General features: G+C 46.2%; 20 protein-coding genes. 12 read left to right on the top strand and 8 right to left on the bottom strand.

All coding sequences use genetic code 11. The features are described from left to right. A partial coding sequence (locus tag QUA38_RS17915) for an ATP-binding protein (protein ID WP_333163997.1) occupies positions 1-1,323 on the top strand: 1,323 nt, incomplete at its 5' end. A gap of 226 nt (positions 1,324-1,549) precedes the next feature. Continuing rightward, positions 1,550-3,007, top strand: a complete 1,458-nt coding sequence (locus tag QUA38_RS17910) for a response regulator (protein WP_333163995.1) — start codon at positions 1,550-1,552, stop codon at positions 3,005-3,007. Between the two features lie 158 nt (positions 3,008-3,165). On the opposite strand, the gene hisG is transcribed toward QUA38_RS17910, so the two are convergent. After that, positions 3,166-3,810 carry an ATP phosphoribosyltransferase gene (gene hisG / locus QUA38_RS17905; RefSeq protein ID WP_333163993.1) on the bottom strand — a complete coding sequence of 215 codons (645 nt, stop codon included), beginning with the start codon at positions 3,808-3,810 and terminating at the stop codon, positions 3,166-3,168. 198 nt (positions 3,811-4,008) lie between these two features. Here hisG and QUA38_RS17900 point away from each other — a divergent pair, with 198 nt between their 5' ends. The 3 genes from QUA38_RS17900 to rppA all read left to right on the top strand — a co-directional run bounded on the left by QUA38_RS17900 (position 4,009) and on the right by rppA (position 5,809). Next, positions 4,009-4,266 (top strand): hypothetical protein, encoded by a 258-nt coding sequence (locus QUA38_RS17900; protein WP_333066637.1) that lies wholly within the window; start codon positions 4,009-4,011, stop codon positions 4,264-4,266. A 153-nt stretch (positions 4,267-4,419) separates the two neighbouring features. After that, entirely contained in the window at positions 4,420-5,070 is a 651-nt protein-coding gene (locus QUA38_RS17895) for a glutathione S-transferase family protein (protein ID WP_333163991.1), read from the top strand. A 52-nt stretch (positions 5,071-5,122) separates the two neighbouring features. Next, positions 5,123-5,809 (top strand): two-component system response regulator RppA, encoded by a 687-nt coding sequence (gene rppA / locus QUA38_RS17890; RefSeq protein WP_190733915.1) that lies wholly within the window; start codon positions 5,123-5,125, stop codon positions 5,807-5,809. 212 nt (positions 5,810-6,021) lie between these two features. Here the strand turns inward: rppA and QUA38_RS17885 are convergent, their stop codons facing one another. The 4 genes from QUA38_RS17885 to tmk all read right to left on the bottom strand — a co-directional run bounded on the left by QUA38_RS17885 (position 6,022) and on the right by tmk (position 9,824). Then, the gene (locus tag QUA38_RS17885) at positions 6,022-6,858 is read right to left on the bottom strand and encodes a metallophosphoesterase (protein ID WP_333163987.1); all 837 of its coding nucleotides are present in this window, start codon (positions 6,856-6,858) and stop codon (positions 6,022-6,024) included. 570 nt (positions 6,859-7,428) lie between these two features. Continuing rightward, positions 7,429-7,902: a peptide-methionine (S)-S-oxide reductase MsrA gene (gene msrA, locus QUA38_RS17880; protein ID WP_333163984.1), complete on the bottom strand. Its 474-nt coding sequence runs from the start codon at positions 7,900-7,902 to the stop codon at positions 7,429-7,431. Between the two features lie 39 nt (positions 7,903-7,941). After that, entirely contained in the window at positions 7,942-8,904 is a 963-nt protein-coding gene (locus QUA38_RS17875) for a DNA polymerase III subunit delta' (protein WP_333163982.1), read from the bottom strand. A 251-nt stretch (positions 8,905-9,155) separates the two neighbouring features. Continuing rightward, positions 9,156-9,824, bottom strand: a complete 669-nt coding sequence (gene tmk / locus QUA38_RS17870) for a dTMP kinase (protein ID WP_333163979.1) — start codon at positions 9,822-9,824, stop codon at positions 9,156-9,158. A gap of 105 nt (positions 9,825-9,929) precedes the next feature. On the opposite strand from tmk, the gene QUA38_RS17865 reads away from it, so the two are divergent. After that, the gene (locus QUA38_RS17865) at positions 9,930-10,277 is read left to right on the top strand and encodes a hypothetical protein (RefSeq protein ID WP_333066630.1); all 348 of its coding nucleotides are present in this window, start codon (positions 9,930-9,932) and stop codon (positions 10,275-10,277) included. A gap of 99 nt (positions 10,278-10,376) precedes the next feature. On the opposite strand, the gene QUA38_RS17860 is transcribed toward QUA38_RS17865, so the two are convergent. After that, positions 10,377-12,941: a heavy metal translocating P-type ATPase gene (locus QUA38_RS17860; RefSeq protein ID WP_333163977.1), complete on the bottom strand. Its 2,565-nt coding sequence runs from the start codon at positions 12,939-12,941 to the stop codon at positions 10,377-10,379. Between the two features lie 300 nt (positions 12,942-13,241). On the opposite strand from QUA38_RS17860, the gene QUA38_RS17855 reads away from it, so the two are divergent. Beyond that, complete coding sequence (locus tag QUA38_RS17855) at positions 13,242-13,448, top strand: DDE transposase family protein (protein WP_190660003.1); 207 nt, start codon at positions 13,242-13,244, stop codon at positions 13,446-13,448. A 156-nt stretch (positions 13,449-13,604) separates the two neighbouring features. Here the strand turns inward: QUA38_RS17855 and ctpC are convergent, their stop codons facing one another. Both ctpC and ispG read right to left on the bottom strand, forming a co-directional pair. Next, complete coding sequence (ctpC, locus tag QUA38_RS17850) at positions 13,605-14,960, bottom strand: carboxyl-terminal processing protease CtpC (RefSeq protein WP_333163974.1); 1,356 nt, start codon at positions 14,958-14,960, stop codon at positions 13,605-13,607. A gap of 290 nt (positions 14,961-15,250) precedes the next feature. Further along, the gene (gene ispG, locus QUA38_RS17845) at positions 15,251-16,471 is read right to left on the bottom strand and encodes a (E)-4-hydroxy-3-methylbut-2-enyl-diphosphate synthase (RefSeq protein WP_333163973.1); all 1,221 of its coding nucleotides are present in this window, start codon (positions 16,469-16,471) and stop codon (positions 15,251-15,253) included. A 94-nt stretch (positions 16,472-16,565) separates the two neighbouring features. On the opposite strand from ispG, the gene QUA38_RS17840 reads away from it, so the two are divergent. The 5 genes from QUA38_RS17840 to QUA38_RS17825 form a co-directional block, all read left to right on the top strand. After that, positions 16,566-16,691 (top strand): hypothetical protein, encoded by a 126-nt coding sequence (locus tag QUA38_RS17840; RefSeq protein ID WP_333163970.1) that lies wholly within the window; start codon positions 16,566-16,568, stop codon positions 16,689-16,691. 74 nt (positions 16,692-16,765) lie between these two features. Next, positions 16,766-18,121 carry a serine/threonine-protein kinase gene (locus QUA38_RS17835; RefSeq protein WP_333163968.1) on the top strand — a complete coding sequence of 452 codons (1,356 nt, stop codon included), beginning with the start codon at positions 16,766-16,768 and terminating at the stop codon, positions 18,119-18,121. A 358-nt stretch (positions 18,122-18,479) separates the two neighbouring features. After that, on the top strand, positions 18,480-18,689 hold the full coding sequence (locus QUA38_RS29400) for a DUF4258 domain-containing protein (RefSeq protein ID WP_445305068.1): 210 nt from the start codon (positions 18,480-18,482) through the stop codon (positions 18,687-18,689). A gap of 2 nt (positions 18,690-18,691) precedes the next feature. Beyond that, positions 18,692-18,934: a YgiT-type zinc finger protein gene (locus QUA38_RS17830; protein ID WP_333107999.1), complete on the top strand. Its 243-nt coding sequence runs from the start codon at positions 18,692-18,694 to the stop codon at positions 18,932-18,934. A 200-nt stretch (positions 18,935-19,134) separates the two neighbouring features. Next, on the top strand, positions 19,135-19,508 hold a 374-nt coding region (locus QUA38_RS17825), incomplete at its 3' end, for a DUF2243 domain-containing protein (RefSeq protein ID WP_333163966.1).

Genomic DNA, 19,508 nt, shown 5'->3' with positions numbered 1-19,508 from the left:
ACCGCCCTCAACCAAGAAGTGCTGGAGGCTGCTTGCCGGACTCTGGGGGCGGCGATCGAGCGGGCTCAGACACAAGAGAACCTGCGCCAAGTTAACGAACAATTAGAGTATTCTTCTCAGTTGAAATCCGAGTTTTTAGCCTCAATGTCCCACGAATTGCGGACGCCTCTCAACAGCATTCTCGGCTTTTCTGACTTGCTGCTGCGACAAACAGCCGGACAGTTGAGCGATCGACAAATCAACTATTTAGAACTGATCGAAAAAAGCGGCCAGCACTTGTTGCAGCTAATTAACGATATTCTCGACCTTTCTAAAATTGAAGCGGGGAAAGTAGAACTCAATTTACAACCGGTTCGCGTTCACGAACTCGCGACAGACTGTATAAAAATGATGCAGCCACGGGCAGACAAAAAGCGAATTGGTTTGTCTTTAGAACTCGACTACCGCATTACTAAAGTTTTGCTCGACGAACGGCGAGTGCGACAAATTGTGATTAATTTACTTTCCAATGCCATAAAATTTACCCCAGAACAAGGACAAGTTAAACTCAGCGGGCGTCTGGTCTACGGCAGTGAAATAAAGGGCGACTATCGACCGGATTGTTCTCCTATAAATGCCAGCACTCCTTATTTTTGTTTTGAGGTACAAGACTCCGGCATCGGCATTCCTCAAGACCGCTGGCACTTGCTATTTCGACCTTTTCAACAGGTCGATTCTTCCCTGACTAGGCGGCACGAAGGTACAGGTTTGGGTTTGGCTTTGACTAAGCGTCTGACAGAATTGCACGGGGGAACTGTTTCTTTTCAATCGGTTTGCGATCGGGGAAGTCTTTTCCGCGTTTGGCTGCCGTTGACGGAGATGCGTCAACAGTTGGGACACTTTGCTTCTTGCGCTTTGGATACCAAGTTAGTTCCTGCTTCTGCGATTGCTTTACCCATTGGCAGCAAGCGGATTTTGGTTGTCGAAGACCAGCCTTTTAACCAAATGTTAATTTCTGAGGTGATGGAATTGGAGGGGTATGGGGTAGAGATACTCGCGGATGGCAAGGCGATGGTCGATCGTATTCTCGCCGCCTCTGCGGCCCCGGAGTTGCTGCCGGATTTGATTTTGATGGACATTCAGTTGCCGGATGTTGATGGCTTTGAGTTGATGCGTCGAGTTAAAGCAGATCCTGTCTGGGAGTCGGTACCGATGATTGCGGTGACGGCGATGGCGATGCCTGGCGATCGCGATCGATGTTTGGAAGCTGGCGCTTCTGGTTATTTGAGTAAGCCGCTGGATCTGAATTTGACGATCGCTACTGTCCGTTCTTTTCTGGGCTAACAATAATTATTTGCAGTTCCAGCACTGCCATTTATGATAATTGATAACAACAAAGGTTAAACTCAAGAGTAGATAAATATGTATATGACTTGTCCGCACTTGCCTCCGAAAGCCGGTTCCTACGAAAAATATCGAGTTTAGTAACGAGAAATATACGCATCAACCAGTTTTCGAGCTTCCCCACGCGCAACTCCCGAGCTAAATTCAATATATTAGATCATATTCCATGTCAAACAAGTCGCCCTGTATCATGTTGGTTGATGACGAGCCAGCTAATCTGACTTTACTGGAAGAGTTATTGCTCATGAAAGGATACACCACAGTATCAGCACTATCTGGCGATGAAGCGCTCTCCCTCGCCCGCGCATCTCGACCCGATTTAATTTTACTAGATATTATGATGCCGGAGATGGACGGTTTTGATGTGTGCGATCGCCTGCGGAAAGATACGGCATTGCAAACTGTACCGGTGATTTTTTTAACTGCCCTCGATGACGATATGTCTCGCATCAAAGGGTTAGAAATGATGGCAGATGATTATTTGACAAAGCCTTTTAACAGTCGTTTGTTGCTGGCCAAAGTTGAAAATATTTTGCAGTTGAGTCAAATGCGATCGCAAGCGGTATCTTCCCAATTCAACCAGCAAGTCAAAGAGCAAAGCAAACGCCAAATCGCCGCAGCTTGGGAAGCTAACGAATATCTTTCAGAAAAATTTCAGCTATTTGTGCCAGAGCAACTTCTAGAGCGAATTGCGCCGCAAGGAATAGAATCTATTCAGTTGGGCAATGTCACAGAAGAAGAGCTGACTGTTTTATTTTGCGACATTCGCGGGTTTACTACGATCGCTGAATCTCAACAAGCTCGGGAGACTTTTGAATGGTTGAACGCTTTTTTTACTAAAATGAACGATTGCATAACATCCCACGGCGGGTTTATTGACAAATACCTAGGCGATGCAATCATGGCAGTATTTGACAAGCCCAATTCTCACGCCATGGATGCGATAGAAGCTGCAGTAGCAATGCAAGAAACTTTGCAAGAATTTAATGCCAGTCGCCACAAATACAATTTAGAATCTCCAGTCAATATTGGTACAGGAATTAACACAGGTATCGGCATGATCGGCACTTTGGGTTCCGATCGCCGCATGGACTCTACAGTCATCGGCGATGTGGTAAATACAGCTTCTCGGTTAGAAAATTTAACTAAAATATACGGTTGCCAAATTATTGTTAGCGAAAATGCGATCGTTCATGCTAGAGAATTTCTAAATGGGATAAGTTCCAACTCCCACTCAAAAGAAAGTCTATTATTAAAGTGCGACTTAGAAGTGGAAACACAGGAGACTATGATTTCTACTTCTGGGGCGACTGCTGCTGACAGCGATTTACCAAGGAACAATTATTACTATCGCTGGATCGATCGAGTAACCCCACGCGGCAAGCAGCAAGCTATTGAAATCTACGAAATCTGGGCAGCATCCTGTCCAGACTCTGAGGCAAAGCAGCTTACGCAGAGTTTATTTGACAAAGGAATTCAAGGATGGCAATCCGAAAGATTTGTCGCAGCCTTGGGATATTTTCAGCAACTAATCGAACAAAACCCGGCTGATACAGTCGTAAGTTTTTATATAAATCGCTGCCAGGAAAAACTAGGTTTTCTACCTGCAAATAGCACTTCATAAAGATTTAACTTTTAGGGCGGGCTCGCGTGCCCACCCCACAATAGTATTAGATATATTGCAAAAGTCGCTAATTATCCTGCTTTGCCTTTGCGTTGCGTCTGTGCTTTCCCTCTCAATGAAAGATTTATCCAATAAGTCTACTCTAATTGGAGTGCGGATCAAACAGCCGTCAAAACTTGCTCTCTCAAATTCCCGATCAACTCATTCACCCCCCCCGCATTCAAACGGTAACTCAGAGGATGACCGATTAAATAAGCCGAACTTTCAAACAAAACATCAATTTCCACCAAACCATTTTCCCGCAAAGTTTTGCCAGTCGAAACCAAATCCACAATTGCCTCCGACATACCCGTAATCGGCCCCAACTCCACAGAACCGTAAAGCGGCACAATTTCCACTGGTAAATTCAAATTGTGAAAATATTCTCTTGCACAGTGTACGAACTTAGAAGCAACTCTACCGTGAGGAGGCAAATCCACCGTTCGTCGGTAAGAACTAGATTCTTTCACTGCCACCGACAGCCGACACTTGCCAAATTTTAAATCAATTAAATTGGCAACTTTCGGCTTTTTTTCCCGCAAAACATCATAGCCAGCAATTCCCAAATCCGCTTGACCGTATTCCACATAAACTGGTACGTCATGCGTCCTTACCAGCAAAGCTTTGGCAGTGCCTGTAGGGTCATAAATTTGAAGTTGTCGGTTAGAGGAATCGAGAAAAGCACTGAAGTCTAATCCAACCGATTTAAACAGCCGAATGCTATCTCCTAACAATCCACCTTTGGGAAGTGCAACAGTAATCATGTCAATTTTTAGAGGGTAAATTTCTTAATTTGGAAAGGGGGCGATCGCGGCCTAAGCAGAAACAGCTTTTACCAAACTCAGAATAACACATAGAGTTCAGAGCGAAAAATAAATTTCAGGTATTGCTTGATCCATTGTTTGAGGATATATTATATTTAGTAATTTTTTATTGAGTCAATTTTTTAAACTGCGGTCGGTATGGAAAACCATCAAGAATTTGACGAAAATTTTCACAGTGTAGACCCGGATTCCCTGAAAAAGATTACAGTAGATGAAATCCTCTCAGGCGGTGGTGTAGAGCGGGAGGAAATGGACTATACAGTAGCTGTACCTAGCGCTAACCAGGCTAGCGTTCCCAGGGACAGAGGCTTCTCGCTCCATGTGCAATCAAGCGTGTTCGATCGCGCCCCCCGATCGCAGTTTGCAGAAAAACGCGGAACGGTGGGAGGCTGTTAATGTAAAATGCTTGCAGAGGCTGGTGCAGAAAACGGGCATAGCGCCCGTTAGTGAAGCCCTCGAAGAGGATCGTCATTGTGTATCACGCGTTTGTGTATTCAACTCTAAAAATTAGAATTTAACTGGCGATTGCAAATAGCTGAAAGCTAAACTATGACGAAATTGACTCTGGTAATCGGCAACAAAAATTATTCCTCTTGGTCGCTGCGCGCTTGGCTGGCGATGAAACAAGCTGGACTGGAATTTGCCGAGGTGAGAATCCCCTTAGACTGGCCAACAACCAATGAAGAAATTCGGCGCTATTCTCCCTCGGGAAAAGTGCCAGTTTTAATAGACGGCGAGTTAAAAGTGTGGGAATCTTTAGCAATTTGCGAATACATTGCCGATCGCTTTGCAAATGATTTGTGGCCGACAGATGTAGCGGAACGGGCGATCGCCCGTTCCATTGCCGCCGAAATGCACGCGGGGTTCCAAAATGTGCGAGAAAATATGCCCATGGACTGTCGCAACCGCTATCCGGGAGAAGGGATGACTCCCGGTGTTGAAGCAGAGATCGATCGCATCTTTACCATTTGGCGCGAATGCCGCCAAAAATTCGGGACAAGCGGCAATATGCTGTTCGGAAAATTCACAATTGTTGACGCTATGTTTGCCCCCGTTGTCATGCGTTTTGTCACCTACGGAGTCAAACTAGATTCATCAGCAAAAGCTTATACGGATGCGATTTTTGCCTTGCCTGCCATCCAGGAATGGGTAGCAGCAGCTTGCAGCGAAACGGAAAGTATTCCACACATTAAAATCTAGGAAAAATCAGTTTACTTAACCTAAAATCTCAAATCTCAAATTTGAAATCAGGATGCGGATTCTTTTAGTTGATGATGAAGTTGAGTTAACTGATCCTTTGAGTCGAGTTTTAACCCGCGAAGGTTATACAGTTGATGTGGCATTTGACGGAGCAAGTGGCAGCAATTTAGCAATGCAGGGCAATTACGATTTGCTAATTTTGGATTGGATGTTGCCGAGACAAACCGGACTGGCAATTTGCCAGAAGTTGCGATCGCAAGGAAGGAGTACGCCAGTGCTATTTCTCACCGCCAAAGATACCGTAGACGATCGCGTACAAGGACTCGACGCCGGTGCAGACGACTATTTGGTCAAACCTTTTGAACTGCGAGAACTGCTAGCCAGAGTCCGCGCCTTACTGCGGCGGCCTCCTACTATTGATGCCGAGGTTGCTGTCGGGCGGCTGCAAGTTGCAGATTTACAGCTAGACTACGACAATCAATTAGCTTATCGGCGCGATCGCACAATTGACTTATCTGAAAAAGAATGCCAGTTATTAGAATACTTAATGCGCCATACGGGTCAATTGCTAACACACGAACAAATTCACCAGTATTTGTGGAGTGAAGCAGAAAAACCCAGCAGCAATGTATTAGCCGCTCAAATTCGCCTGCTGCGCCGCAAAATAGAAGCCCCGGGCGAATCTGTCCTAATTCACACAGTCTACGGCAGAGGCTATCGCTTTGGAGAAGCAAATTAAAAATAATATAAATTGTACAAAAATCCCTCTTCCATTGGACTGACATTCATTACATCCGTTACATCCGTTAAAGAATTCGTTGCCGAACTTCCCTCTTCCCTCTTCCATCGGAATGACATCCATTACATCCGTTACATAATCCGTTGCCGAACTTCCTTCTTCCCTCTGCTATATTATCTATTATCGGGAAAGTCTGCACCCTAAACCCGCCCTTACATATCTTGACAAACCAAAGTAATTACTGTTACCTCCGGGGGACAAAATAGCCTCCCGGGCGAATAAGTTCCCAAACCGCGATTTACGTACAGCAAATTACTCCCAACCTGATGCAAACCGCTAGCCCATTCCCAGTGAGTAACTACTCGATCCCAAGCCGACATAAAAGGAATGAACTTTCGGATTCGTGTAGGAATAAAATAGCCAATTTTTCTGACCCAAGCGTACAAAGGGCCGATACCTGGAATAACGATTTGACCGCCGTGGGTGTGTCCAGATAACTGCAAATCAATACGCCAATTTTGCAGTTTTTCAGCAGTATCAGGATTGTGAGACAACACAATCCGAGGAATCGCGGAATTTATTGATGCCATTACAGGTTCAGGCGCAAAATCGCCCGACCAAAAATCTGCTAGCCCAACTACAGCCAATTGGGGCCCCAAGTGATAGATTGCTTCGTTGTACAAAACCCGAATCCCCACGCTATTTAAAGCATTAGCAACCTCTCTCTTTGCCCCCGGCCAATAGTGGTCGTGATTGCCCAAAACCGCGTAAATTCCAACCCGACTTTGCAAGTTTTTCAATCGCTGCACTAAGGCGTAAATAGGTGCGGGGTCGTAGGTAATAAAGTCACCAGTTAAAAAAATCATGTCGGGTTCAGCTTCATTAGCCGCAGCAATCGCCTTTTCTAGCAACCATTCCGACAGCCGAACCCCGTCATAGTGAAAGTCAGTAAGCTGTACAATTTTAGTACCGGATAGATTTGCTGGAAGATTAGCGATTGGTATTGTTAAATACTCTATTCGCAGTTTCCCAGTTAATAACCTGTGCATAAATCTAAGGTTTATTGATGAGAGAGCGCTACCTCTAGCTTAGCAAATAAACAGGCAAGAATGCAAAAGTAGATATTCTTCCCTTTTGCCCCTGTCATCCGACTAATGACTAATAATTGCTGACTAATGACGAGAATTATAGATGCAAAAACTGCTATTAAGCCAAGAGAATTGAAACATAAATTCCCAATCTTCATTTAGTATTTATTGCAAAATTTTTGGGTCTTACGTCCCCAACTACTACAGCATTTTTATAATATTATGACTTGCGTAACAATCTGTTTAAAACGCTATCAATTCTCCTCACACTGGCATTCCAAACCCGAATCTCTATTCTTTTAGCAATTGTCAAAGCTGAAATTTGTCTCGAATATCGCATAGGCGGCTTACCACGAGGGTATTGCCCCTACCAAACACTATCTCATCACTAATGATTTATTACTGAGTAGGTGGAAATAAACATGGCTTGGGGGAGACCGGGTTTTGCATTAATAATAAACTGTCGCTAGTATATATTATTGCCTTAGCCGCCCCTAATATCTTTTATTTTTGGTCGCGTCTGCCTACTTTTTAACTAATTAAATTTGACAAATTTCGCTTCTTCTCAATATATTGCTGGTGGTAATTCTCTGCCATATAAAATTCAGCAGCAGGTTTGATTTCGGTGGCAATATTTTTGTCGTATTTACCGGAACTTTGCAATTTTTGTTTGGAGAGGCGAGCGGCTTTTTCTTGTTCCCAATTGTGATAAAAAATTACAGACCTGTACTGTTCGCCTCTGTCGGGGCCTTGGCGATTGATTTGGGTTGGATCGTGACAGTTCCAGAATACATCTAGCAGTGCTTCGTAACTCACCTGCGATCGATCGTACTCTATCAGCACAGATTCAGCGTGACCCGTGACTCTAGCACAAACATCCAGGTAGCAAGGATTCGGCCAGTGACCTCCTGTATAGCCCGCAGCAGTCGAGACGACACCTGCAACGGCGCGAAACTTGTGTTCAACTCCCCAAAAACAACCGGCGGCAAATGTGGCTTTTTCCATCGTGTTACTCATCGTATTGGGATAAAACTTGGCACTAAATTATGCTTGACATATTCCCATTAGCGTGCATTCCCAAACTAATCGCGGCTGTACGTAGTTTAGCAAATATTGTCGTGCTTTCTCCAAGGGATCTAAGGGCGATCGACTAATTCTCCCTGCCAAAAATTGTTGCCAGTAACAGTGCTGTAAATAATCGATTAACCACAACTGAGATTCAGTATCTAAAGTTTTATCAATTTCCTTGGCCAATTCCAAAGCAGACCGCAGATTTTGAGGCAACTGCTTCACCTTTTGCAGCAAATCCTCTGGTATTGATTGCAGTTGCTGCCAAATAGCAATTGCCTCCCCAGGACTGCCTTGAGCCATCCCCAGTACCTCCGGACGATCCAAAATCTCCGCGAATTCGGCTTGCTGCAAAACTTGTGCCATTGCTTGGAGATTCAGCCGAGAAAACTGGATTTTTTGACAGCGGGAAATCAAAGTTGGCAGCAAAGCTTCCACTGTCGGAGCAATTAAAATTAGCGCTGCTTTTCCCGGTTCTTCCAATGTTTTCAGCAAGCCGTTAGCGGCTCCCTCACCCATTGTTTCTGCTTGTTCCAAAACTACGACTGAACGCCCAGCTTCTAGCGGTGGTCGGCTGAGAAAGTTACCGATTTCTCGAACTTGTTCTAAGCGAATCTGTGGCGGTGCTTTCCGCTTTAAACCGGCTTCCTCTGCTTCCTTTGGTGTAAGCCGTTTGCCTTGGTTCATGTAAGTTGGTTCTACCCAGAGTAAGTCTGGATGATTGCGCTGCCGCACGCGATTTTGCACGGAGGCTATTAATCGGGTTTCGGCAAGATTGGCTGAGAATAAAAGCTCGATGAAAGACTGAGCAGCTAAACTTTTTCCGATGCCGTTAGAGCCGACAAATAAATAACCAGGAGCGATTCGGTTTCGCTCGACTGCTTGTGTTAGCAATTCTACTGGTCGCTCTTGTCCGATTAATGATGTGAAATAATTCATGTTTGCGGAAGAAGGAAGTTCGGCAACGGATTATGTAACGGATGTAACGGATATCAGGAAGAAGGATGAAAGAAGAAAATCTAGGGTGTCAGCAATTAAGAACATCTTAAGCATCGGTGGTGGTTGCTATAATACCAAAAGGTTATTGTGGTTTAATAGACTGCTACATAATTGTTTTGAGTTAACAATGTTAAGTTGTAAGTTGCTGGAGAAGGGCACGGAGTTGCCCTGTTTCTAGATATTATGTAACGCTATTTTTCAGAAGATGTATTATTTAAATATCCCCAAGCTTCTAACCTGCGAGTTACAATAGTTTGAATTTCCTGAGCGACTTCATATTCAGGCCGATCGGCATTTATTCGGACAATGCGAGATTTATTTTCCTGGGCTAACTCCGCAAAACCTTGCTGTACAAGGCGGTGAAACTTCAAATCTGCTTGCTCGATCCGATCGCACCCTCCCCGAGCCCTTACCCTCGCCAAACCCGTCTCCACATTAATATCCAGCCACAAAGTCAGATCGCTTTCCAAGCCGCCGGTGGCAATTTCATTCAACTGCTTAATTAAATTTAACTTAAGACCGCGGCCGTAGCCCTGATAAGCAATCGTAGAGTCAGTAAAGCGATCGCATAAAACAATCGTTCCCTTCGATAACTCGGGTTTGAGAAAAGTTTCAACGTGCTGAGCGCGATCGGCAGCATACATCATTAATTCTGCTCGATCGCATACCAATTCTCCCGAATCTTGTTTTAGCAGCAAATGTCGCAGTCCCCTTCCCAACTCAGTACCCCCCGGTTCGCGAGTAGCCACCAACCGGACTGTCAGAAAGCAACTTGCTTGCAACCAATCTATCAGCCGCTGCATTTGCGTAGTTTTACCCGCACCTTCAACCCCCTCAAACACGATAAGTTTGCCCTTCATTGCCCTAACTTCCCACCGGAATAAAATAAATCCATATTGTTCTGTTCATCTCTTCTAGGTTCGGTATGATAATAAAGTCTAAATGCCTCACGGCTGGAGTTGTCTATGGCTCGCTATACTGGTTTTTTTATCGTTGCCGTTCCGATCGACCGTCTCCGTCAGTCCCTGATTGAAATTTTAGAGTCATGCAATCTTGATATTATCTACAATACAGGAGATTCCGTCATGGCTCGCGAGCTTCCCGGTCAAGTTTCCCTTGCCAAACTTGTCACCGCAGAAGTCCTAATTGAGAAAAACACGGCTAGCGACTCAGAGGTTCGCATGAACTTCGTGATTAAAAACGAGGAACTGCCCCTGCAAACCAACAACCACTGCCGTCAAATGTTCGAGCTAGTTAGTCGTTCAATTATGAACAACAATAACTGGCGACTCTTGGAAAGTATGGCACTGTAGCCATCAGTCATTAGTCATTAGTCCTCACTCATTAGTCATTAGTCATTAGTTTGTGGCTAATGACCAATGACCTCCTACTTTTATCTGTCATCCATAATTTTAAGCTCGAAATCCCCGGCGCAAAAACAAAGAATTTGTAACCACGCTAACAGAACTAAACGCCATAAATGCTCCGGCCGCCGCAGGACTGAGTAGAATTCCGGTTGCAGGCAGCAAAAGACCCGCTGCAACCGGGATTCCCAGGGTATTGTAACCAAAAGCCCAAAATAAATTTTGGCGAATCTTATTAAAAGTAGCGCGCCCCAGCTCGATCGACTCAACAACATCCATCAAAGCATTTCGCATCAGCACAATTTGAGCAGTCTCAACTGCGACATCAGTACCGCAGTGCAAACCGATACCGACATCAGCTTGAGCCAAAGCCGGCGCGTCATTGATGCCATCCCCCACCACAGCCACTTTACAGCCTTGGGCTTGCAAAAGTGCGATCGCCCTCGCCTTCCCCTCCGGCCGCACCCCGGCCAAAACATCAGCCGCCGTCAAATCTAGCTGCTGCGCCGTCGCCGCCGCCGCCGACGCCGTATCCCCCGTCAGCATCATCACCCGCAATCCCATGCCCCGCAAACGTTCCACCGCAGCCTTAGCATCCGGCCTCAGAGTATCTTTTAGCCCGATTACACCCAGCAAAATGCCCCCAGAAGCCACGTAAACCGCCGTTTTGTCTTGCAAAGACCCCGACAATTCCGTCGCCACAGCGACCCCCTGCTCCTTCATCCACTCAGCATTCCCCGCGAACACCCGCCGGCCCTCCACCAAAGCAGAAACCCCGAAGCCCGGTTCCGTGCAGAAATCCTCAGCAGCTAGCAGCAGCAAACCTTGCTGTTGAGCTTCCAGCAAAATCGCTGCGGCGATGGGATGACAAGAGCCCCTTTCCACCGCCGCCGCAATTTGCAGCAGTTTTGAGTCAACCGCACTTGCAGAAACTCCATCAATTGTGGAACAGGCATCTTGTTTGTTTCCAACATTAATATCGGAGTTCAAATCCAACTCCGAATTCTGGAAAATCGGCAAATAATCTGTGAGTGTTAGATTTCCAGTTGTCAGAGTGCCAGTCTTGTCAAAAACCACCGTATCTAATTGATGCACCCGTTCTAAAACATCACCACCGCGAATTAAAAGCCCGCGCTCCGCCCCGATGCCAGAACCGACTAAAATTGCTGTTGGGGTAGCCAGTCCCAAAGCGCAAGGACAAGCAATAACTAAAACTGCGATCGCCAATTTCAAACTTAACAGCAAAGGCGATTGATAATGGATAATTGGCAATTGATAATCGGTAACTGATAAGTGATTTCCCATGCCCAATGCCCCATTCCCGATGCCCATTGCCCGATGCCCGATGCCCGATGCCCCATGCCCCATATCGTGTCCTAAAAGCACAGAAGGCCAAATATGAGTCCCGGCAAAATACCAAAATAGGAAAGTTAAAAGCGATATCCCCATCACCCCATACACAAAATATCCCGCGACAGTATCAGCTAAATTTTGAATCGGTGCTTTGCGAGTTTGGGCTGCCTGCACCAAAGCCACCATTTGAGCTACAGTTGTTTCCTTACCGGTGCGAGTTGCGCGCATCACCACTGCCCCGGATTTATTGATAGTTCCTGCCGCAACTGTATCTCCTGGTTGCTTCAAAACCGGCATCGATTCGCCAGTCAGCATCGACTCATCTATCGTTGTTTTGCCTTCGCAAATTTCGCCGTCTACCGGTATTTTTTCCCCGGGCAAAACTTGCAGCCATTCTCCGACTCGGACGCGATCGGCTGGAATTTCAATGTATTGTGGATCGTAGACCTTTGATGTCGAGTTTAAAGGCAATTCTTCCGATCGCAAATCTAAACTCGAAAGTTTAAAATCAACTAAGCGGGCTTTGGCCGGTTGCAATGCGATTAAAGCTTGTAAAGCTGATGCAGCGCGGCGTCGGGCTTGCTGTTCCAGAGTTTTTCCCAACAAAATAAAGCCCAGCAGCATCACCGGTTCGTCAAAAAAGCACTCCCATCCCATTCGTGGAAACAGCAGCGCCGCGTTGCTAGCGGTGTAAGCTGTAACAGCGCCTAAAGCTACCAAAGTATTCATGTTGGGTGCATTTCGCCACAAACTGCGGCACCCATCAACGATAATCGGGCGGCCCGGTACCAGCAAAGCGAGGGTGGCGAGTCCCCAGTGAAACCAAATATTGCTGAGAATTGGGGCTTTTGTGCCGAGTACGTGACCTAAACCGGATAGAATAATTAAGATAAGGGCGATCGTCAATTGCTTGATTTGCTGTCGAATTTCTTGCCGTCGCCGTTCAATTGTTGCCGCTTCTGCTTCCTGCTGATGTTCACCTAAACGAGACTGAGAGGGAAATCCATTATCAGTCAACTTTTTCGCTAAAGCCTCTGCATCGACAGTCCCCGGTTGACACTCAACCGTCGCGACTTCTACGGCTAAGTTAACGCAAGCTGAAATGACGCCTGAATACTGCATGAGTTGGCGTTCCACAGCTTTCGCGCAGCCGGCACATTTCATACCGCCGACATCGAAAGTAACAAGTTCAGGCGGTGATTCGTTAACTGGTAGGATTTCTGCTTGAATTTCAGGGATTATTTTGGGCAAAAATTGCATGGTTTTTTTGGTATTGATTAGAATATTTGGGTAGTTCTGAAAGGGTTTAATGCACTGTTTAGACAAATGTCTATATTTTTATCATAGATAAATTTTGTGGCATCTTCCGAAAGTGTTAGTTTTTTTTAATTCTTATTAGTTCCCGGCTGTTAAATCCTTAGTCCGGCAGGGGTTTCAACTACTGTCGGAATGCGAGTTTAATGCTAAGACACGGTTTGGACAGGGCAGTGCCGTTTCCCTATTTGATATAATGAGCCAATTGCCTAGTTAGTATCCAGCTTTTATTTTACGAATTTAGCTATGACAGAAACACCAAAATTTTATATTGTTAAACGTCCTGCCGGTAATTGCGAGATTTTGCCGTTGGCGGAGCCCTCGCAGAGGATCGCCCAACTCGAAGAACAAAACCCCAGTATTATTGAAAAGTGGGGCCCTTACGATTCGCCCGAAGATGCCATAGCCCGCCGCATCGGATTAATTCGCGCAGGCAAATGCCAGCCGCAATGACGGATTGCGATTGCTTTCCTCTGAATCGCGAAAGCTAACGTGAGTCGCAATGACGCATGGCAAAAAATAGCGAAGCATTCGAGTTTAAAATCTTGGCTTTTAGCCGTAATTCTTCCCCCGAATGCTTTTTTTTAACTGAAACCCTAAACAGGTTTTCTACTTCGATTTAGAAGGTGCTGCACTCGGTTTTGCCTGCGCCGCAGTCGGCTTAGGTGGCGCAGCATTCGGTTTCGCCTCAGCCTTATTGTTCCCGGTTTTACCAGTAACTTGCTTTGTCAAAACTTCCATAGCTTTCGCGTACTGCGGATCTGCCGTCGTAGCAATTTTATCGCGATCGCGCCTCAATTCCTGTTTTTGAGCGTCGGTGAGTTCTACCTTAAAATCCGGTTCAATCCCGGCGTGGTTGATATCAGTGCCGTTGGGAGTAAAATACTTGGCAATTGTCACCGCCAAACCGGCACCATTTCCCACGCCGCGTACTGACTGAACTAAACCTTTACCAAACGTCTTTGTTCCCACCAAAACCGCGCGTTTGTTGTCTTGCAAAGCACCGGATAGAATCTCGCTAGCACTTGCTGAACCGCCGTCTACCAGTACAACTAACGGTTTGTCTGTGAGTTCTGCCTTATTTGCAGTTTGTTTATCGGCCTCACCGACTCGATCAACCGTGGAGACGATCGTACCTTCTTTGAGCCACATCCGAGCAATTTCAATACTTCCGTACAGCAACCCGCCGGGATTGGAACGCAAGTCTAAAATATACCCCGTTACCTTTTTCTGTTCCAAATCTTTAATTGCCGATCGCATTTCCGATGCAGCATTCGCACTGAACTGATTTAAGCGAATATAGCCGACTTCTCCGATGGGAGTCTTCTGCACCGAGTGCCGCACAGGATGAATTTCAATTTTAGCGCGTTTCAGCTTAAATTCTAATTCTTTGCTTCCCCGCAAAATAGTCAGCGTCACTTCAGTATTCACCTGGCCGCGAATCAAACTTACCGCTTGATTCGTATCCATGCCTTCGGTGCTCTTGCCGTCAATCTTAGTAATAATATCTTTTGCCAGAATACCAGCAGTAAAAGCAGGGGTATCTTCGATCGGCGAAATCACCACCAACTTTTTGGTTTCCTCATCTTGAGTCAACTGAATCCCAACTCCTGTCAGTTCCCCAGAAGTGTCAACCTGCATATTTTTGAACTCTTGAGGATCCATAAACCGCGTATAAGGATCGTCCAGCTTCTTCAGCATTTCCCGAATTGCTTTGTAAGCTTCCTCGTCGCTGGTATAAGTCCGGTTCAAATAATCATTCCGCACCGCTTTCCAGTCAACCTGGTTAAAAGTGCCATCCACATAACTTTTGTCAATAATTTGCCAAACTTCATCAACCAACTCTTTAGGGCTTCCCCGAAAAGAAGCCAGAGATTTAGAACTGCAACCAGTGTTCGCAAGAGTTACAGCAGTGAGTACCACTGCTGCTGCACTTAGAACAAGCCCTCGTTTTGTTATAACCATTTGTCTGACGCGCGGGAGGAAAAGAGTTCAGAATAATTACGCTCAATCTAACACAGGCAAGGCCGGCTCGCGTTTGGCGTACATATATTATTCCACTTTGCCGAGTTCTATTCAGGGGCCCGTGAGGGTGCCCACCCTGAATAGAACACTCATTCTTTTTGGAACAGGCCCTGCAGCTTTTGAAAAGGGTGCTCTTCAGTCTGTTTAAACTGACTTCACCTATGAGACAGGGGTTTCAACCCCTGTTGGACTGTCGGACTGTCGAACTCTAACAACAGAGAAAGTATCGGCTAAGGATCGACCCAGCGATCGTCCGATTTAATCAAGTCAATCAATTCTGCCACTCCCCGGTCTTCGGGCACTTTCTTAATTTCTTCCCGGCCCCGGTACAGCGAAATATAACCCGGTTGCTTCCCGACGTAACCGTAATCAGCATCAGCCATTTCTCCAGGACCATTGACAATACAGCCCATTACTGCTATGTCCAAACCGGTGAGGTGCTTCGTCGCCTCTCTCACTTGGTGTAACACTTCCTCTAGATTAAACAAAGTGCGACCGCAGGAAGGACAAGCGACATACTCAACCATCGTTTTCCGCAGTCCCAAGGCTTGCAGAATGCTGTAGCAGACAGGAATCTCCTTTTCCGGGGCCTCTGTCAGCGAGACGCGGATGGTGTCGCCGATACCGTCAGTCAGCAGCGGTGCCAGGCCTGCGGTGGATTTGATGCGGCCGTATTCGCCGTCTCCTGCTTCCGTGACGCCGAGATGCAGCGGGTAATCCATGCCGAGTTCGTCCATCCGGTGCACCATCAAGCGGTAAGCAGCAACCATCACGGGCGCGCGCGAGGCTTTCAGGGAGAGTACGATGTTGCGGAAGTCGAGGGATTCGCAAATTTTGATGAATTCCAGGGCCGATTCTACCATGCCTTCGGGCGTGTCACCGTAGGTAAACAGCATCCGTTCGGCGAGGGAACCGTGATTAACGCCGATTCGCAAAGCTTTGCCTTGGTCGCGCAGGGAAACTACCAGAGGTTCCAGGGTTTCGCGAATTTTTGCGCCAATTTCCGCGAATTCGGCGTCGGTGTATTCGGTTCTGTCGGCTTTCGGCTTCTCGAACACGTAAAGTCCGGGATTGATTCTCACTTTGTCTACGTGTTTGGCCACTTCGAGAGCAATTTTCATGCCGTTGTGGTGGACATCGGCAACGAGGGGAACTGGTTGGTAGGTGGCGTGCAGTTTTTGCTTGATTTCGGCTAAAGCTTTGGCGTGGGCCATGCTGGGCACGGTGACGCGCACGATTTCGCAGCCAATCTCGTGCAAGCGCCGAATTCCTGCGACTGAACCGTCGATGTCGAGGGTGTCTTCGTTGATCATCGACTGAACTACTACGGGGTTGCCGCCGCCGATGGTGACGCTACCGACTTTGACGGGTCGGGTTTTGCGGCGTTTGATGGTGGTGTCGAAGGTTGGTTCGGTGGTGAGGGTTTTAGTGGGGTTCGGCAGAGTTTGCATAACTGGTTGCTAGGGTTCTGTAATTAGAGTTTATAAAATTGTGTCTGCTGTTTTTTAGGTTTGCACAGAAAGGGACTGTTTGGGCAAAGAGGTTTTGGGATTTAGAATTCTTAATGGGATTGTGGCGAATTTGTCGATCGAATTATGTCGGAAAAGGGCGATCGAACTAAAAGCCAACCATCACCGGGAAGGCGAACTGAAGTTGGGCCCGTGGAACTAAACCGAACTTAGAAAATACAGTTAAAATACAGGCTAGGCCGAGATAAAAATTAATATTGGTTGGCGGTGAGGAGAATGGTTTGGACACCGGGGCAGCGGTTAAATGGCGATCGGTATATTATTGAAGGCAAGTTAGGTGAGGGCGGTTTTGGGGCCACGTACCTAGCGCAGAAGGCGCAAAACAGGCAGCGGGTTGTCATCAAAACGCTGAAAGACGACTTATTGAGCGATCCAAATTTTGGCTGGTATCGGGACAAATTCCGGGATGAGGCGCTACTGCTATCTTTGTGCAAACATCCCAATATTGTGCAAATAGACAACTATTTCATTGATGGTGACTTGCCTTGTATTGCGATGGAATATGTGGCAGGGAAAGATTTGTGGGAATTGGTAGAAAAGCGCGGTATCCTGTGGGAAACCGAAGCTTTAAACTACATCCGCAAAGTGGCAGAAGCGGTAATAGTAGTTCACGAAAAAGGTTTGCTACATCGGGATATCAAGCCACAAAACATTATGGTACGCGACAATTTTGATGCAGTTTTGATTGACTTTGGTTTGGCACGGGGTTTTATTCCAGATCGCACTCAGCAAATGACTTTGGGGCTAACACACGGTTTTGCACCTCCCGAACAGTACGGGGAGATTGGCAGATTTGCTGAGTATACAGATGTTTATGCTCTGGCAGCAACGCTATACTATTTGCTAACGAAAACACCACCAACTCCTGCATTTATGAGGGGTTTAAATTATCCTTTGAAGCCGCCGTTTCAGATTAATCCTAATATTAGCGATGGGGTGCATCGGGCCATTCTTAAAGGGATGGAAATGGATGAGACAAAGCGCCCTCAGTCGGTTCAAAAATGGTTGGCTATGCTTCCCCAATCCCCCGGCAATCGGGGGCAAAGAGGGGGTGTTTCGCCAACGATTCCTAGCCCGCAGCCACCGCCACAACCTGTAAAATTGATTTCCGCAAAAGGAGTCGATTATCGTCAACTCGATCGGCTGTTGGCTAGCGGAAAATGGCAAGAGGCGGATGGGGAAACGGCAATAAAAATGCTGGAAGTAGCGGGGAGAACAAAGGATGGCTGGCTGAGGGGTGAAGATATCGATCGATTCCCCTGTGAAGACTTACGAACTATTGACCAACTTTGGGTAAAATACAGTAACGGACGTTTCGGCTTTTCGGTGCAGAAACGCATCTATGAAAGTCTGGGGGGAAGCAGAGAATACGATCGGAAAATTTGGGCAGCTTTTGGCGATCGGGTAGGTTGGCGTGTGAATAGTAGTAAATGGTTGCACTATAATGATCTAAAATTCAACACCAAAGCACCTATAGGACACCTCCCGTGTGTGAAGGGAAAGTTAACTGATGGGGTGGTTGGTGGGGGGCTTGTTGTGGGGCGTTCTCTTCTCTCGCGTCGAGACTTGTAGACTGTAACATCTAAGCGTTTCAGGGTTTCATAAAGATTTATTACAAAGGCAAAAACCACGAAACCACGCCAGTTCTACGTTTCCGATACCTGGCACTGGCAGTCCTCACTTTACTTTTAGCTTTCGCGTAGTTTCTTGTAGTATCTGCCCCGCCACTTGCGGGTTATAACAGTTAGCAAAAATAAATTTTTCAGCCACCGCTAAAATCTCGGGATTTTCTGCATCCCACTCTCCCTTCCGGCCAACTTATCTTTCAACGAATGAATCTAAACGATATCAGAGAAGCAATATTAGAAAATAGGGTGCGAATTACAGACCATGCTGATGAAGAAGCAGAGGATGATAATCTCTCGATGAAATCTACTTTTCCGTCCTTTATGGTGAAATCATAGAAAATTATTCCAAAGAAAAACCCTATCCCCGATACCTAATCTATGGTGAAAGCTTTAGAGGCGATCCTATTCACAGTGTTTGGTCTTATGTCCCTAGTAATAAACTAGCCATCTTAATCACAGTTTATCGTCCAGATGCAAATCGATGGATTAATTGGATACAAAGGAGAAATTAACAATGCTATCTGTAGAAAAATGCCCAATTTGCGGCGGTGAAATAGTTATCAAAGAAGTCGATAAACTTTTACGCGGCGGCAAGCATACTGCTATATTAAAAGTATCCGCTGAAGTTTGCCTAAGCTGTGGAGAACGGTTGTACTCTGTGGAAACAGTTAGGAAATTTGCCAAAATTAGACAGCAATTGCAGCGAGAAGAGACTCAAGAATTTCAAGCGATGGGGCAATCTTTTCGAGTTGGATAAGTTAGAGGGGGATAATTTGTTTAAAAAGATCGATCGCACTTTCCAATCATCCATCAAAAATCAAGGCGCGATCGCACTTCACTCAATAAATCTATCTCGCGGGTGATGCGATGCCCGCCCTCGCCAGCAAAACTAAAAAATGTACTTGCAAATCTCTTCACAGGCTTAGGCTCAGCAGTTAAAGCATCTGAGGTTTTCCATTGAACGATCGCACAAACTCACCCGCCACTGATGTTAACAACCGCCGACCTCTAATTATCGCAGGAATTCTCCTCGGTATGGGTCAAGCAGGCTTTTTTGACGGCATTGTGCTGCACCAACTCCTCCAGTGGCACCATATGTTTAGTAGCGTTAAAACGGATGCTACTGTTGCCGGTTTAGAATTAAATACCCTCGGAGATGGATTGTTTCACGCTGCGGATTGGTTGGTAACAGTGGCGGGAATCTTCTGTTTGTGGAGTGCTGTCAAGCGCAAAGATGTTCCTTTGTCAACTCAAACTTTTTTGGGTTCAATATTAATTGGTGCTGGATTGTTTGACTTTGTTGAAGGCATTGTTGACCATCAAATTTTGGG

Origin of the sequence: Microcoleus sp. Pol12B4, from assembly GCF_036701385.1 — a bacterium.
In the GTDB taxonomy this organism is placed as follows: domain Bacteria; phylum Cyanobacteriota; class Cyanobacteriia; order Cyanobacteriales; family Microcoleaceae; genus Microcoleus.
The sequence above is the reverse complement of the archived record's forward strand: the minus strand, read 5'-3'. Positions and strand labels throughout refer to the sequence as shown.